Below are 15,018 nucleotides of genomic sequence, written 5' to 3'. Positions count from 1 at the left end.
TGAAATGAACGTCGAGGTCGAACAGCAGCCTCAGAACGCGACGAGCGAACTGACGACTTCGCTCGTGATGACGGCGACGATGGAGCTCGACCAGACGAGCAGCGCGAAATGCGGCAGCGACGTCATCGAGTGCCCGCGGCCGATGACGCGGATGATCATCGACGCGAAAAACGAGTTGACGACGATGGCGACCAAGAGGAGAAACTCGATCTCGGGCATAGTGTACACCGAGGGGTTCAGAAGCGACCCGACGATGTTCGAGTCCACGTCCATCTGCGTCGAGATGTCCTTGAGCACCCGGACGACCTCCAGTGCGACGTAGTAGGCGAACGTACTGGAGAGGACGACGCCGTAGAGCACGCCGAGCACCGTGCCGACTTCCTGTGAACGCTTCCGGCGGAGGTTCAACACGGCGGTCATGTTTCGGCTGATGAGCGTCCCGAGTTGGCGCGGTTCCCCGCCCATCTGTCGGCCCTTGACGTACATGTCGCTGAACTTCTGGATGAGAAACGACCCCGTCTCCGCGGAGAAGTACGTCCACGAGAGCTGCGAGTCGATACGCATGTTCAACCGCCGGTAGAGGTTCGAGATGTTCGCGGTGAGCGCGCCGAAGTCCTTCTTTCGGAGGCTGGCGAGCACCGACGAGGTCGAACTCTGTTTGACGCTCTCGACGGCTCCGAGCGCGCGGATGAACGACGGGAACCCCTCGTCGCGGTTCTTCACGCGTTTCTCCTCTCGCTGCATCACGACCCCTGGGAGAAAAAGCGGCGTAAAGGGTATGGCTACGTACAGCGGCAGCGGAATCTTTCCGGCGTCGATGGGTAACATACCCTGGAGCGCGGCGTAACAGACGGCGGTGAGCGCCAGCGACAACCCCGCGCCGACGACGAGGCTCGTCCGGATGCGGACGTTCCTCTCGAGGGAGATCTCGCTTTGGAACCAGACGGGGTCTTTCGGCGCGATGCTGTTCATCGCGTAGAGGAACATCACTTGGACGAAGATGGACCCGAAGATGACGGCGATGAGCGCCGCCGTCGGGTTGATGCCGATGAGAAACGGGATGACGATGGCGAACACCAGCCCGAACGTCACCGAGAGATTCACCGACATGTAAACGTCCTTGACGAGTCCGAGACGGTCGAGTTGGCTGCCGTAGCGGGTGGTGTAACTCTGGATGATGGAGTCCTGTTCGTTGAGCAGGAACTCACTGATGTGTTGGCCCGCGCCGACGGAGTACGCCAACCGTTCGAGGAAGTCCTCCATCAGCGGGCTGGCGACGAACTTCGCGCGCATCCGGCAGGCGTCGTCGAGACTCTGGTTCCACGTGTCGACGAGCGCGACGATGCGCCCCATCTCCTCGGCGATAGCGCCGTACTCCTCCTCGCGGGCGAGCGTCCGAAAGATCTCGACGCGATCGATGTTCGTCGTCGAGAGGACGGTGATGTGAGTGATAAAGAGGTAGAACTTCTCTCTGGTGTCCTTTCGTTTCCGGTCGTGGACGAGCTGCGGGTAGACGAGGGCGACCCCCGGCACGAAAAATGAAAGCAGGACGAGCGGCGCGCTGACGGCGAGTTCCGGTTCCAACGCGAGGACGGCGATGAACGTCGCCTGCCCGAACAACAGCGCGGGCAACAGCATGAGAAACAGATACCGCTCGTACGGCATCTCCATCGTGTAGTAGCCGCGTTCGAGCGACTCCAACATCTGCTGGAAGTCGAACTGGCTCTCTGACTCCTCGCGCGCGACGTCCCCGCCCGAGCCGCCGTCCATCGTCGCCACGACTTACCGCCCGCCGACCTCGGTCAGTCCGGCGATATCTATCGGCAGCGCCTCGACACCGTCGTTCTGGAACGTCTCGATGGCCTGGTTGACGTCGGCGTACTGCAAGATATCCGAGTCGATGAGCCGCCGGATGATCTCGGCGCGGCGCAGCAGTTCGTCGTAGATCTTCCGCGAGTCCTCGAAACCCAGAAGCGGTGCGATGCGGTCCTCCAGCACGTAGGAGTTGTTCATCCCGGTGAAGATGATGTCGTCCTCGATAGGGTCCCACGTGAATACCTGTCGGGTGACGACGCCACCTTCCTCCTTCGAGTAGCCCTCTATCTCCTGGATGCTCGTGACGCGACGCACCATGTCGTCGCCGAGTTTCACCCGGTTCTGGAAGACACAGAGGTCGCAGTTGCCCATGAACGTCTCCGGGACGGCGATGGGGTCGCCGGTGAAACGCTGGATGAGCGAGACGATGTCGCTGGCGTGGAACGTCAGCATCACGGGGTGGCCGGTCTGGGCGGCCTGAAACGCCATCCGCCCCTCCGCACCACGGACCTCCCCGACGATGATGTAGTCGGGACGCGAACGAAGCGCGGCCGCGACGAGGTCGAACATGTCGACGTCCGTGCTGTCGTCGCTACCCTGTCCTTCGCGGGTGAGCAGTTGCTGCCACGTGCTGTGAGGTGGCAGGACCTCGGCGGTGTCCTCTGCGGTGTATATCTTCGCGTCCCGCGGGATGAACGAGAGGATGGCATTGAGCGTCGTCGTCTTCCCCGACGCCGTCTCGCCGGCGACGAAGATGGTCTGGTCGTTCTCTAAACAGAGCCACAGGTACGCCGACATCTCGGGGCTGAGCGTCCCCCACTTCGTGATCTGGAGGATGGAGAGGGGCACCTCGTTGAACTGCCGAATCGTCAGCGATGGCCCCTTGATACTCACGTCGTCGGAGTAGATGATGTTGATACGCGAGCCGTCGGGGAGCGTCGAGTCGATGACGGGGTTCGAGTCGCTGATGGGCGTGTCCATCCGTTCGCCGAGGTTGCGAAGCCAGTTTTCGAACTCGTCGGGCGACCCGAAGTTGATGCTCGTCGGTAACATCCCGTAGGTGCCGTGGTCGGTGAAACACTCGTGGGGGCCGATGACGTGGATGTCCTCGTTCTCGGGGTCGCCCATAAGCGGCGCGAGCGGGCCGAGACCGACGATGTCGCGCTGGAGGAGATATCGAATCGTGTCGAAGGTCTCCTCGCGGACGGTGATGCGTCCGCTGAGCAGCGATCCGAGGCGGGTCCTCGGCGTGCCGATGTTGACGACCTCGTTCAGCAGTTCGTCGAGGTGGGCCTGAAACTGCTCGATGTCGCCCGGAGCGGGTCGAGAGACACTCTCGTCGAGGATGCGCTGGCGAATTCGACGGTACGTCGCCGCGTCGCCCTCGTCCAGCGACGGTTCGACCGCGTAGTACTTCGTCGGCACGCCGGTGTCGCCGAAGACGTGGCAGAAGACGGGGTGGTCGTTCTTCACTGTCGGGTAGAGAACGTTCGGCCGGCGCACCTCGTGTTCGTCGTCCAGTTCCTCGGTGTACACCGGGTACTCGTTGTACTCGGCGCGGAAGCGCTGGAGGTGTTCGTCCAGATGCGGGTGCTGCTGTGCGAGTGCGCGCAGTTCCCCGGAGAGTTTCGTGGTTCCGAGGTCCGACATCCTAGGCCACCGTCCGACTCACGATGCTGATGCCGCGGCCCGACTGCACGGTGAAGCCGATGTTGTCGTCGACCTGCTCGCCCATGCCGCCGAACTTCCGGACGAGCACGTTGCGGCGAATCTCGCTGCCGACGCTCTTGGTCTCGATGTCGAGGTAGACGTCCGACACCGTCCGCAGCGGGCGGAGCGTGTTCGGACTGAGCGACTCGGGGTTGACGGTGAAGACGACGGTCGTTCCGTCGGTGACGATCTGCCGGAAGAACGTGATGAGGTTCTGCATCAGGTCGTCCTCGTCGTTCTCGTCGCTGATGGCCTCGAAGCGCGGGTCGTGTAGCAAGATGGAGTCGAAGCCGTCGACGATGACGACGTCGCTTCGCCACATCGTCTCCGCGTGCATCAGTCGCGTCAACATCTCGCGGCCGTCGAGACCGGCCGCCTCCCCGTCGATTCGGTCGCGCGTGTCCACGTCCGCGTGCAGGAACAACATCTGCTCGGAGAGCATGTGGCTGACGACGCTGTACGACAGCGAGCGCATCTGCGAGACGAAGCCGGCCGCTTCGAGCTCCGTCGACACGTACGTCACCGAGTGGCCGGTTTCGCAGAAGCCGTAACAGAAGCGCTGGGTGAGCGCGCTCTTGCCCGCGCCGTGGCCGCCCTCGATGAGGACGAGACTGCCCCGCGGCAGTCCGCCGCCGAAGGAGGCGTCGATTCGGTCGCGGTCCGTCAGTCCGAGTGAGTAGTATCCGTTCATGGTTCTTGGTTGGGTTGTCAGATGTGGAACAGCAACTCCGCGGAGTCGCCGTTGACGCGGACGACCGCGCGGTGTTCGCCGGGCGTGAGGGTCTCCGAGACGGTAATGCTCACAGTTTGGCCGGGACGCCACGCAGACGCATCGCTGACAATCTCGATACTCGAGACAGGGACGTACTGTCCGTCGATGAGCACGTCGATGCCTCTGTCCGTCGCAAGCGTCCGCTCGCCGGTGTTCTTGACGAGGAGCGTGACCGTCTCAGCGCCCTCTGTGTCGTCGTAGATCGAGTCGGGACTTCCCGGGTCGCTGATGATCTCGACGTCGGTGTCGATTCCCTCGACGATGGTCTCGCCGCGACTGTCGAGCGAGTTGCTGATGTCGTTGACGTTCGTCGTCAGCGTGGTTGCGACGCCCGCGGCGACGGTCAGCGCCGCGATGAACAGCACGAGTTGGGTAATACCGCTGCTGGACATTCAGGCCGTCCCCTCGACGGACGTCGAGATCTGGACGCCTAATCCGGTGACGACGTTGACGCGGTCCGGTTGTTCGGTGATTCCGTCGACGGTAAACGTGAGCGTCTCACCGGGCACCCACAGCGTTCTGTCGGACGCGCCGTCGACGTCCGTGGCGTACTCGGTCTGAATATTTCCGTCCACGAGGAGGTCGGTCTCGTCGATTCGGAGCGTCGTCGTCCCGATGTTGTTCACGCTGACGACAAGCGTGTTGGTGTCCGGGTCGTACGTTGCACTGTCGAAGGCGATATCGGTGTTTCGTTGGGTGAGAAAGCGGTCGTCTCGGTCGTCGAACGCCTCGGTGTGGGCTTCGAGGTTCTGTTCGACGACCGGGTAGAGAAAGCCGAAGCTCAGCAGAACGCCGATGAAGATGATGGTGGCGGCGGCGCTCGTGCTGAACCCCATCTGTTTAGGTTACGTTCGTCGTCGCTCGGAGGCCGTCGAGTTTCATGATGTACGCGAAACTCTGACTGTGCTCCTCGCTCGTGAGGTCGTCGACGACGCCGTCGGCGGTCAGCGGCGCGGTCTGGACGCCGCCGAGCAGGTCTTCGAGGTGGTTCTTCACCGACTCGTCGATCCAGTTGATGCGCTCGTAGTAGTCGACGGCTTTCATCGCGCCGCCGGGGCCGGCGCTGTCGATGAGCATCGTCATCCACTCCATCAACAGCACTTCTGTGGCGAACGAGGGCGCGAGCCCGCGGAGATACACTTCTGAAGGTACCTGCGCCTGCGGTATCGACTCCGTGGCGTCGACGGGCGGCGCGGGTGGCGTCTCCTCGACCGCCTTGTCGGTCGACTCGTTATCCTCGCGTGCGTGCGTGTCCGTGTGGCCGTTCGTCTCCACGACCGAGCCGTTCGACGACCCGTCGCTGACGGAGACGACGCCGTATCGCGAGTCCCCCTCGCTGGGTCGCCCCTCCGCGGACTGCCGCCACTGCTCGTCGAACGGGTTGACCTCCGCGGTCAGCCGGTCGTACACGCCGAGTAGCTGTGCGGTGTCGTCTTCGAGCCCGTCCAAGCGCGCCACCATGTCGTCGCGTTCGCTCTGGACGGCCCGCAGTTTCGACTGCGTCGTCTCCAGGTCGGCGGCGACCTGGTCGAGTTCGTGCCGGAGATCCTCGATAGCGTCTCCAGACCCGACTCCATCGGCGTCGTCGCCGTCGCGCACGCCCGTCCCTCCTTCCTCGTCGAGTTCTGCGGACTCGTCGACTCCGTCGGCGGCCCCACCGGAGCGGTCGGTCTCCTCTCGCTCCTCCTGTGACACGGGTGCGAGCGCCTCGAGTCCGAGCGAGCGCAGAACGTTTCCGATATCCATACTATGTCTGTTCTTGAAAATTAGTACGTATAAAACCTTTCCATAGATATTAGAGTCCCGATAAATTGGGTGTTTAACAGCACAGGGACGACGAGATGACCGGCTTTGGCGTCTCTCAGGCCACTCCGTAGATTTCGACGTTCTCGGCCGTTAGATGGCTTTTTAGCCCCCTTCTAACACTCCATGTGGCTCGCTCTGTCCGGGCTTGAGAGGTATCTAAGTCAACATTACTTGTCGGAGAGAAATTAACGTATAGATTACATTATTTTGTACCAGACTGTCTTCTAAGGGCAAAGGTTTATGTTCCATTGTATTCTCGGGGTGAATAAGCCGCGTCAAAGCGCGGTTAGCAAGAACCTAACCAACCATGCTACCGTTCAACAAATCCAACGACCGAGGTCAGGTCGGTATCGAGACCCTGATCATCTTCATCGCCATGATTCTCGTGGCGGCAGTCGCCGCCGGTGTTCTCATCAACACCGCCGGCTTCCTGCAAAACCAAGCAACGGCAACCAGTCAAGATTCCAGCGAACAAGTGTCGAACCAGGTGCTCGTCGCCAGTGCTGTTGGTGACGTCGGCGCGGACGATGACGGCAATCCCGCAATCACCGATCTCCACTTCACGGTCATGCAGTCGCCCGGTGCAGGGGAGATTGACATGGGCGACGCCACCGTCGAATTTATCGGCCCAGACGGGAAGACCACGCTTCTGCACGGTGGGGAGGATATCACCAATGTAGAGGGTGATGAATTCAGCGTTAGCGAGTTGAAGGGCGAGAGCACCGTTCCCGTCCTCACGTCCAAGTCGGACCGGTTCGAGGTCGGTATTTCCCTCGACACGAATGGTGGACCAGAGGTCCTCGGAGAGGGTAGCAGCGCGACGGTCCGCTTCGTTACGCAGTCCGGCAGCCAGTACACGTACATCGTGAACGTGCCGGAATCCCTCAGCAGCGCAGAAGGTTCGTCCGTCGAAGTCTAAGCACTTCACCAACCATCGAGGCTGACACACCCCTCGATTCTCGCGGTCGGGGCTGACACACCTCCCGACCCGCGAACACACTTCTCACACCGAATCGCAATGATTGACTCGACGTTTCTGGTACTCGTAGGACTCACCGTCCTCGCGTTCGAGTTCGACACGGCACTGTACGTCGTATGGTGTCGACTCGTCGGCATCGAACCGACGCTCATCGTCGGCTACGCGAACCTCTCGCGCGGCTGGCGCATGGTCGTCGTCACGAGTATCGGCGCATCATTCGGCGTGTTCAGCAGCGTCGTCGACGACCTGTACGTCGGCGCGGCCGCCGTCGTGTTCGGCGCGGCGACGCTGTTCGCCGGAGTGATGTTGTACGAACTGGCACTGCACATCGTAGACGAAGCGAGCACCGCTACGTCTACGACCAGTTCCCGGAGCGAACCGTAACCGTGTTCCGCTCCGACGACAGTCGACGGTCCGTGGACTCCGAAGACGACGACCGACGCCAGTCGGACGCGCGACGGAGCGCGCCGATATCGCGCGGCGTCCTTGAACCCGCGGACCTCGACATCGAAGCGGACGACCACGTCCGAAAGCGCGGCGAACACTCGTTCGTCGTCACAAGCGACGACGACGGAACGAATCAGACGAAGACGTCCGTCACCGACGAGGACGGCCCGCGGTTCGAGGTCGAACTCACCGCGTCGGTCGACGGCCGCGTCTCCCACCGGCGTTTCGTCGCCGACGACGCCGAGGAGTTGCTCGCGTCGCTTGCGACGTGGTTTGCGAACCACGACGACGCGACGCTTCCGGACGCAACGTTTCGAGAACTGGCAGAACGAACGACACGAGAGGAGTAGCGAGCGCACCCGGCGCGCTTTGCGCTCTCGTCTGTCGCAACGATTCACTGGCCGAGCGGCAGCGATGCTGCAACCGGTCGAACTGTGATTTCCTCGAAGGAAGAGAACCCGCTACGCCATCTGATCGAGCGTTCGTCGACCGGTGAGCAACTGCGCGGTTCGCCAGAGCGCCCCGCCGAACGCGAGGACGCTCACGCTGAACAGCGCCGTCTCCGTCAGCGCGAGCAGCGTCGTCTGCTCGGCGAAGACGAGGCCGTAGGCGACGCCCGCGTTGCCCATCACGGCCGCGAGAAACAGCAACATCGCTTTCTTGCGGTTCGAGACGCATTGCTCGTGCGTCTGCGTCGGTTCGTGGAGAAACGAGAGCTCCGAGGAGAGACCGTTCAACCGGTCGGGGTCTTCGAGCGTGCGCGCGAGCGACACGCCGGCGTCGGCGGCGCGGGCGGTGTTCCGGTCCGATTCGGTTCCCTGCCGGGCGACGAACGAGGAGAGTTCGGTCAGCGAACGAAGCTCTGTCGAACCGCCCGAGAGTCGCCGTACTTGCGCTTCCTTCGCTTTCGCCTCGTACTCCGACGGGTAGCCGACGTGTCGGACGAGCACCGCGGCGGCGGCGCTGACGACACCGACCGCCGAAACGAGTGTCAGACTGAGTTCGGATGCGACCATCGAACAGCGCTCCTACCGCGTCCGCTCGGTGCGCGCGACGGTGTTGACGATCTCCATCGAACTCATCTCCTCGTTCAGGTAGGCGTTAGCCCACTCGGCGGTGACGTGGTATTGCGTCTCGACGTCGTCGAAACGGTCGTTCACCTCGGCGACGAGTCGTGCGCCGCCGCCGTCGTTTTGGACGTGACTCACGAACTGACTCGTCACCTCGACGAGTTCGCGGTTGTGCTCGTCGAGCGACGTTGCTCCCGAGGTGTATCGGACGACGAGGTCGTCGCCGTGGCTCACCATCTCTCCGACGTCGATACCCGCGTCGACGAGCAACCAGCGGAGCTCACCCGCCGACGACGTGCCGTCGCCGTTCGGTTCCATCGTCTCGACCGGCCGTTCGCGCTGCTCTCCGCGCACGGTCAACAGACCGACTGCGCCCCCGCCGACGACGGCGGCACCGAACCCACCGACTAGTTGTCTACGTGACCAGTTGTCAAAATTTACTCTCTCTTTCATCGTAACGTCTGCTACAGACACCCCCACCAAAAACGTACTGGCAGACTCCGCGGTCGGCCGCGTTCGATTCGTTTCGCCGCCGCGCAGTTCATCTTCGCTGGCACCGTTACCTTCGGTAAGGGCGTCTTCGGGCGTCGGCCATCCCATGTCACACGCAGCACCCCCAGCCGTCGGTGAGACGAATCCCGACGATGCCAGCCCAGGACGGAAGACGGACCCCATGTTTCGACTCTTTTCGGCTTACGGGCAGAGAGACCGCTGGCTGTTCGCCGTCGGTCTCGTCGCCAGTCTGTTCAGCCGACTCGTCGCGCTCGTTCCCCCACTGGTGCTCGGTATCGCCATCGACGCTCTGTTCACTCCCGGCACCGAGACGGCGTATCGACTCCCCGTCGTCCCCGACGAATCGCTGCCGGCGACGCCCGAAGCCCAACTGTGGCTCTCGCTCGGGCTCATCGTCGGCGCGTCGTTTCTCACCGTTGGGCTCTCGTGGACCCAGGGCGTCTCGCTGTCGCTGTACTCGAACCGCGTCCAGCACGCTATCCGGACCGACACGTACGCGACGATGCAACGGCTCGACGCGGCCTTCTTCGACGACAAGCAGACCGGCGAGGTGATGAGCATCCTCAACAGTGACGTGCGAAACCTTCGGGAGTTCCTCGGGACGACGCTCAGCGGCGCGGTCCAACTCGTCGTCTCCGCGTTCGGCATCGGCGCGGTGCTGTTCTGGCTCAACGCGCAGTTGGCGGCCGTCACGCTCGTCGCGATGCCCGTTCTAATGGTGTTCACCGTCGCGTTCATGCGGACGATTCGACCGCGCTACCGCGCGTTACGGGCGAGCGTCGGCGCACTCAACACGAGGTTGGAGAACAACCTCTCGGGCATCGAGGTCATCAAGACCTCCAACACCGAGGCGTACGAGGACGGCCGCATCGAGGACGCCTCGTGGGACTACTACCTGAAGACATGGGCGGTCGCCAAACTGGAGTACTTCTACCAACCGGGGATGGAACTGGCCGCCAACGTCGCGTTCGCGGCGACGTTCGCCATCGGCGGCTACTGGCTTGTCAGCGGCTCGCCCGGCCCGCTCGGCGGTGAGGCGCTGCAGGTCGGCGAGTTCGTCACGTTCCTCTTCATGACTCAGCGGTTCGTCGACCCGCTGGCGGGCGCGGGCCGCATCGTCAACTCCTACGAGAACGCCCGCGCCTCCGGCGAGCGCATCTTCGGGCTGACCGACCTCCCGGTCACCGTCTCGGACCGCGACGACGCCGTCGACCTCGGCCCCGTCGAGGGAAGAATCGAGTACGACACGGTTTCGTTCGCCTACGAGGAGGGCAGACCCGTCCTCTCGGACGTGAGCTTCGTCGCCGAACCCGGCGAGACCATCGCGCTGGTCGGGCCGACGGGTGCGGGAAAGTCGACGGCCGCGAAGTTGCTGCTCCGACTATATGACGTGACCGAGGGTGCGGTCCGTCTCGACGGCGTCGACGTACGCGACGCGACGCTCGACAGCCTCCGTCGCGCCGTCGGCTACGTCAGCCAAGACGTCTACCTGTTCGACGGCACCGTGCGCGAGAACCTGACCTACGGCGCGTTCGACGCGACGGAGGCGGAGATGGTCGCGGCCGCGAAAGCCGCCGAGGCTCACGAGTTCGTTTCGGAACTGCCGGACGGCTACGACACCCGCATCGGCGAACGCGGCATCAAACTCTCGGGCGGGCAGCGCCAGCGCCTCTCCATCGCCCGCGCGATGCTGCAGGACCCGGACGTGCTCGTGTTGGACGAGGCTACGTCGGCCGTCGACACCGAGACCGAACTCCTCATCCAGCGGGCGCTGACCCGCCTGACCGAAAACCGGACGACGCTCGTCATCGCGCACCGCCTCTCGACGATCCGCCGAGCCGACCAGATTCTCGTCCTCGAAGGCGGGCGCGTCGTCGAACGTGGCACCCACGACGAACTCGTCTCCATTGGCGGTCTGTACGCGACGCTGTGGGGCGTACAAGCGGGCGAGTTCGACCGAATCGACGACGCGGCCGTCGCGCGGTTGGTGCGCGAGGGTGCAGGCGACTAGCGAGATGAGCGAGTGTTCGCAGGGATGGTGTGTCAACGAATTTATCTGTGATGTATCGAGTGTAGGAACATGAACCGAGATATCCGTCGTCGCCTCGACGTGCTCATCTGGCTCTGTGCTTCGCTGCTCGGTATCGTGTTCACGTACCTTCTCTTGAGCTCGCAAACGGGCGTCGGATTTCTCTTTCTCTCGCTTCCGCCGACGATAGTCATCGCAATACTGGCATTCGGGTACGTGAACAGGGCCTCTCCTGCGAAGAACCGAGAGCAAACTAACTACGGTCGAGAAGAGTAGAGACGGCAGTTTTGGCGATTCCCCTCGAAAGGAATGCGTCTTTCTCGCTCTTATGACGACTCCGTCGACACCACGCGGAAGACGACGACGCCGTCGTTCTCGTACGCCGGTTCGTAGCCGTCGGCGAACATCAGCGAATCGACGAGTTCGTCGCCGCCGGCGGTCCGCTTTCCGCGGACGATGTACGTCCCCTTCGGGACGTAGAGGTAGTCGGGCGTCACGTCCGTCTCGCTCAGCGTCTCGGAGACGCAGTCGGCGGAGTCACAGGTCGACACCGTCCGGTACAACCGCACCTGCTCGGCGTACGTCTCCGAACCCTCCCACTCGACGCCCCACAGTCCGACGACCATCGTCCGCTTGCTGACGTCGGGGAACCACTCGGCGGCGTCGCCGACGACGACGAACGTCGCGTCCTCGGGCGTCTCCTCGCTGGCCCACTCCATCGCGGCCACGTCGTCGTCGTCGACGAAGGCGGGGGCGATGGAGGGTTCGGCGACGGTCATCGAGTAGCCGACGACGCCGAGGCCGCCGACCAGCGTCGCGGCGATGGCGACGGCCGCGAGCGTCCGGCGGTTCGGCTGAGGGACCCACTCGACGACCGCGGTGCGAACAGGTGCGAGCGCCAGCGCAATGACGGCGAACGTCCCGACGAAGGCGACGAACCGCGCCTGCTGGAACAGCAGCGCCGCCGCCACGGTCCACACGCCGAGGAACGGCCGCCGGGCGAGAAATAGCGCCGCGGCCAACACGAGCGGCACGGCGAGCCACGGAGTGACCGCGAACCCGCCGCCGATGCCGCCATGCGTTCCGGAGGCGGCGGTGAACACGCTGAGGCCGTGCGTCGAAACGTTCCACAGAAGCCACGGCGTCGCCAGCGCGAACCCGCCGGCGGCAACGACGCCGCCCCGGAGGAAGCCCGCGAGCGACCGGTCGAGCGTGAGCCACAGGATGACGAAACTGCCGACGAAAAACAGCGTGTACGTCGGATGCGTCAGGAGCGTCAGGCCGAAGCAGAGCGAGGCGACGGCGATCCATCGGCGCTCGTAGCCCGTCGTCTCGACGGCGGTGTAGAGTCGGTATCCAGCGTAAATGCCGGAGACGGCAAATAGGAACGCGGGTGCGCGGACGACCCCGCCGGCGGTGATGTGCCACTGGAGCACCTTCGGGTTGAGCGCGACGAGGAGTCCGACGGCCGACGCCGCCGAGCGCGAGGCGAGCACGTCGCGCGCGAGCAGGTACGTCGGCACCAGATACGCAATGGTCACGAGTCCGGGGAAGAACCGCGCCAACGTGAACGGGCCGACGCCGGTCACGTCGCGTATCACGGCGATGACGTAGAACATCAGCGGCGGATACGCGAACGGTACCCCGTCGACGGTGTAGTACGGAATCCACTCCGGCGGCCGGTAGCCGTTGGCCGCGATCTGTTCGCCCATCAGGTTGTAGAGGCCGGCACCGTAGCCCGGGTAGGCGTTGACCGTCAGGTAGAGAAAGTAGACGGCGACACCGGCCAAGAGGACGGGCGAGACGTAGCGAGCGTCCGCGCGAGAGAACAGCCCTGCGACGGCGCTCGGTGGGAACTGCCGGAGTCCGGAGACGACGCCCGAATCGTCGGCGTCACCCATCGGCTGTGTCATGCGATATCACCCCTCGTTCGACACGTGAGGGGGTGAAGAAGGCGGAGAGAGGTCACGACACGCTATTGACGCTCTGGGTGAAAATATGTTCTCGCTGGCCGACGAGTGATGCGACATCGCGCGAGAGTGTTTGCATCGGCTGAGAAATAGTGTTCAGAGTAAGTGAGTTATCGGTATCGTGAAGTGCCGGGTGTGAGCCTCAGTACCCCAGCGCGTTGCCGTCTTTTCGGGGTTCGGTCGCCGCCGAGAGAACGCCCGCGTTGTTGCGGACGAACTGCGCGCCGCCGAACATCAGCGGCGCGAGGATCTGGACCTCGTGGCCCATCCGGGTGAGCGCCGTCGGGACGCCGGTGTCGGAGAACTCCTCGACGGCCAGCTGTCCGTCCTCGCGGTAGCGCCAGCGCGGGCGGTCCAGCGCCGCCTGAATCGAGAGGTCGTAGTCGACGACGTTCGAGATGACCTGAACGTGGCCCTGCGGCTGCATGTAGCCGCCCATCACGCCGAACGCCGCCCAGTCGTCCTCGCCGAGTTTGGCGACGGCCGGAACCAGGGTATGGAACGGCCGCTTGCCCGCTTCGAGGCGGTTCGGATGGTCGGGGTCCAAGGAGAACGACGCGCCGCGATTCTGCAGCGCGATTCCCGTGTCGCCCGCGACGACGCCCGACCCGAAGCCGGCGAACCGGGAGTTGATGTAGGAGACGACGTTGCCCTCGTCGTCGGCGACGCAGAGCAGGACGGTGTCGGCGTCTTCGGCCTGTGCGTCCGGAACTCCGAAACTCACGTCGTGGTTGGCCGTCTCGCCGACGTTCCCGGCGCGCTTCTTCGCCCACTCCTTCGACGCCAGCGGCGGAATCTCCTCGTACACGGGGTCGGTGATGTAGCGGTGGCCGTCGTGGAACGCGAGTTTCATCGCCTCCGCGAAGTAGTGGACGCGCTCTGCGGAGTCGAGCGAACGGTCGGCCGCGCCGAGTTCCTCGGCGATGTTGAGCGCTTCGAGCGCGATGAGTCCCTGATTGTTGGGCGGCAGTTCGTAGATCTCCGCGCCGTTGTACGTCGTCGAGACGGGCTCTACGAACTCCGGTTCGAAGTCCGCGAGGTCGTCGACGGTCATGAAGCCGCCGAGCTCCTGAATCTCGCTCGCGATGGCTTCGGCGATGTCACCCTCGTAGACGACGTCCGCGCCCTCCTCGGCGATGCGCTCCATCGTCGCGCCGAGCTTCGGCAGCGACGCCATATCGCCCGTTTCGGGGGCCTTCCCGTCGAAGAGGTACGCGTCGCGGGCGTGCTCGGACTGGAACAGGTCCTCGCCGTGCTTCCACTGCGCGGCGACGACTTCCGACACCGGGTAGCCGTTTTTCGCGTACTCGATGGCCGGTTGCAGCACCTCGCCGAGCGTCATCCGACCGAGTTCTTCGACAGTGGTCTCCCACCCGCGGGCGGTGCCGGGCACCGTCACCGCGTGCGGGCCGATGAACGGCATGCCCGCCTCCTCCGCGGAATCGACGGCGTAGCCGCGAGATTCGGGATACCACGACGAACGGGTCTCCTCGTCGGCGTCCTCGATGGCCTCACGGACCTTCTCGATGCTGGTGCCCGAAGGCGCACCGCCGCACGAGCGCATCGCACCAACCTCGCCGTCGGCCGTGCGGTAGAGCGCGAACACGTCACCGCCGAGGCCCGTCGACGTGGGTTCGACGACGTTCAGCGCCGCCGCGGTGGCGACGGCCGCGTCGAAGGCGTTACCGCCTTCTTGGAGGGTGGTGATGCCCGCCTGCGCGGCGAGCGGTTGGCTCGTGGAGACGACGCCGCGACGACCGTAGACGGTCGACCGGCGTGAGGTGAAGCTGTCGAGATTGCTGGCGTCCATACCACCCCTTAGCAAATAGTCCTCAAAGACCCACGCGAGTGGGGCGTTCTTGCCGGTGATGGCCGTGACGACGGCGATGTCCACCGACCGCCACATC

15 protein-coding genes are annotated in these 15,018 nt (G+C 64.0%); 5 read left to right on the top strand and 10 right to left on the bottom strand.

Annotated features, from left to right (window positions below):
* Positions 1 to 30 precede the first annotated feature (30 nt).
* From flaJ to LAQ73_RS09540, 6 genes are read right to left on the bottom strand one after another with little or no spacing between them, the layout of a single operon-like run.
* On the bottom strand, positions 31 to 1,770 hold the full coding sequence (flaJ, locus tag LAQ73_RS09565; RefSeq protein WP_224268061.1) for an archaellar assembly protein FlaJ: 1,740 nt from the start codon (positions 1,768 to 1,770) through the stop codon (positions 31 to 33).
* Positions 1,771 to 1,782: 12 nt separating this feature from the next.
* The gene (locus LAQ73_RS09560; RefSeq protein WP_224268060.1) at positions 1,783 to 3,465 is read right to left on the bottom strand and encodes a type II/IV secretion system ATPase subunit; all 1,683 of its coding nucleotides are present in this window, start codon (positions 3,463 to 3,465) and stop codon (positions 1,783 to 1,785) included.
* 1 nt (position 3,466) lies between these two features.
* Positions 3,467 to 4,216, bottom strand: coding sequence for an archaellum protein ArlH (arlH, locus tag LAQ73_RS09555; protein ID WP_224268059.1), 750 nt, complete (start codon positions 4,214 to 4,216; stop codon positions 3,467 to 3,469).
* 17 nt (positions 4,217 to 4,233) lie between these two features.
* Positions 4,234 to 4,689 (bottom strand): archaellum stator protein ArlG, encoded by a 456-nt coding sequence (arlG, locus tag LAQ73_RS09550; protein ID WP_224268058.1) that lies wholly within the window; start codon positions 4,687 to 4,689, stop codon positions 4,234 to 4,236.
* The gene (arlF, locus tag LAQ73_RS09545; RefSeq protein ID WP_224268057.1) at positions 4,690 to 5,133 is read right to left on the bottom strand and encodes an archaellum stator protein ArlF; all 444 of its coding nucleotides are present in this window, start codon (positions 5,131 to 5,133) and stop codon (positions 4,690 to 4,692) included.
* A 4-nt stretch (positions 5,134 to 5,137) separates the two neighbouring features.
* On the bottom strand, positions 5,138 to 6,043 hold the full coding sequence (locus LAQ73_RS09540) for a FlaD/FlaE family flagellar protein (protein ID WP_224268056.1): 906 nt from the start codon (positions 6,041 to 6,043) through the stop codon (positions 5,138 to 5,140).
* A 367-nt stretch (positions 6,044 to 6,410) separates the two neighbouring features.
* Here LAQ73_RS09540 and LAQ73_RS09535 point away from each other — a divergent pair, with 367 nt between their 5' ends.
* From LAQ73_RS09535 to LAQ73_RS09525, 3 genes are all read left to right on the top strand, one after another.
* On the top strand, positions 6,411 to 7,022 hold the full coding sequence (locus tag LAQ73_RS09535; RefSeq protein ID WP_224268055.1) for an archaellin/type IV pilin N-terminal domain-containing protein: 612 nt from the start codon (positions 6,411 to 6,413) through the stop codon (positions 7,020 to 7,022).
* A gap of 99 nt (positions 7,023 to 7,121) precedes the next feature.
* Entirely contained in the window at positions 7,122 to 7,466 is a 345-nt protein-coding gene (locus LAQ73_RS09530; RefSeq protein WP_224268054.1) for a hypothetical protein, read from the top strand.
* A 32-nt stretch (positions 7,467 to 7,498) separates the two neighbouring features.
* Positions 7,499 to 7,879 (top strand): DUF7500 family protein, encoded by a 381-nt coding sequence (locus LAQ73_RS09525; protein ID WP_224268053.1) that lies wholly within the window; start codon positions 7,499 to 7,501, stop codon positions 7,877 to 7,879.
* 111 nt (positions 7,880 to 7,990) lie between these two features.
* On the opposite strand, the gene LAQ73_RS09520 is transcribed toward LAQ73_RS09525, so the two are convergent.
* Positions 7,991 to 8,545, bottom strand: a complete 555-nt coding sequence (locus LAQ73_RS09520) for a hypothetical protein (RefSeq protein WP_224268052.1) — start codon at positions 8,543 to 8,545, stop codon at positions 7,991 to 7,993.
* A 12-nt stretch (positions 8,546 to 8,557) separates the two neighbouring features.
* A complete protein-coding gene (locus LAQ73_RS09515) occupies positions 8,558 to 8,953 on the bottom strand; it encodes a DUF8159 domain-containing protein (RefSeq protein ID WP_224268051.1) in 396 nt (131 codons plus the stop codon).
* Positions 8,954 to 9,272: 319 nt separating this feature from the next.
* Here LAQ73_RS09515 and LAQ73_RS09510 point away from each other — a divergent pair, with 319 nt between their 5' ends.
* Both LAQ73_RS09510 and LAQ73_RS09505 read left to right on the top strand, forming a co-directional pair.
* A complete protein-coding gene (locus tag LAQ73_RS09510; RefSeq protein ID WP_224268050.1) occupies positions 9,273 to 11,123 on the top strand; it encodes an ABC transporter ATP-binding protein in 1,851 nt (616 codons plus the stop codon).
* A gap of 69 nt (positions 11,124 to 11,192) precedes the next feature.
* A complete protein-coding gene (locus LAQ73_RS09505) occupies positions 11,193 to 11,417 on the top strand; it encodes a hypothetical protein (RefSeq protein ID WP_224268049.1) in 225 nt (74 codons plus the stop codon).
* Between the two features lie 50 nt (positions 11,418 to 11,467).
* Here LAQ73_RS09505 and LAQ73_RS09500 read toward each other — a convergent pair whose 3' ends face one another.
* On the bottom strand, positions 11,468 to 13,054 hold the full coding sequence (locus LAQ73_RS09500; RefSeq protein ID WP_224268048.1) for an ArnT family glycosyltransferase: 1,587 nt from the start codon (positions 13,052 to 13,054) through the stop codon (positions 11,468 to 11,470).
* Positions 13,055 to 13,253: 199 nt separating this feature from the next.
* A complete protein-coding gene (locus LAQ73_RS09495; RefSeq protein ID WP_224268047.1) occupies positions 13,254 to 14,921 on the bottom strand; it encodes a gamma-glutamyltransferase family protein in 1,668 nt (555 codons plus the stop codon).
* Positions 14,922 to 15,018 lie beyond the last annotated feature (97 nt).

Origin of the sequence: Haloprofundus salinisoli, assembly GCF_020097815.1 — an archaeon.
Classification (GTDB): domain Archaea; phylum Halobacteriota; class Halobacteria; order Halobacteriales; family Haloferacaceae; genus Haloprofundus; species Haloprofundus salinisoli.
Note: the sequence above shows the minus strand (reverse complement) of the source record. Positions and strands in the feature narration are given on the sequence as shown.

Coding starts and splice junctions, on each gene's coding strand:
- flaJ (WP_224268061.1), bottom strand. CDS start 1,770: ATGGACGGCGGCTCGGGCGGGGACGTCGCGCGCGAGGAGTCAGAGAGC.
- LAQ73_RS09560 (WP_224268060.1), bottom strand. CDS start 3,465: ATGTCGGACCTCGGAACCACGAAACTCTCCGGGGAACTGCGCGCACTC.
- arlH (WP_224268059.1), bottom strand. CDS start 4,216: ATGAACGGATACTACTCACTCGGACTGACGGACCGCGACCGAATCGAC.
- arlG (WP_224268058.1), bottom strand. CDS start 4,689: ATGTCCAGCAGCGGTATTACCCAACTCGTGCTGTTCATCGCGGCGCTG.
- arlF (WP_224268057.1), bottom strand. CDS start 5,133: ATGGGGTTCAGCACGAGCGCCGCCGCCACCATCATCTTCATCGGCGTT.
- LAQ73_RS09540 (WP_224268056.1), bottom strand. CDS start 6,043: ATGGATATCGGAAACGTTCTGCGCTCGCTCGGACTCGAGGCGCTCGCA.
- LAQ73_RS09535 (WP_224268055.1), top strand. CDS start 6,411: ATGCTACCGTTCAACAAATCCAACGACCGAGGTCAGGTCGGTATCGAG.
- LAQ73_RS09530 (WP_224268054.1), top strand. CDS start 7,122: ATGATTGACTCGACGTTTCTGGTACTCGTAGGACTCACCGTCCTCGCG.
- LAQ73_RS09520 (WP_224268052.1), bottom strand. CDS start 8,545: ATGGTCGCATCCGAACTCAGTCTGACACTCGTTTCGGCGGTCGGTGTC.
- LAQ73_RS09510 (WP_224268050.1), top strand. CDS start 9,273: ATGTTTCGACTCTTTTCGGCTTACGGGCAGAGAGACCGCTGGCTGTTC.
- LAQ73_RS09505 (WP_224268049.1), top strand. CDS start 11,193: ATGAACCGAGATATCCGTCGTCGCCTCGACGTGCTCATCTGGCTCTGT.
- LAQ73_RS09500 (WP_224268048.1), bottom strand. CDS start 13,054: ATGACACAGCCGATGGGTGACGCCGACGATTCGGGCGTCGTCTCCGGA.
- LAQ73_RS09495 (WP_224268047.1), bottom strand. CDS start 14,921: ATGGACGCCAGCAATCTCGACAGCTTCACCTCACGCCGGTCGACCGTC.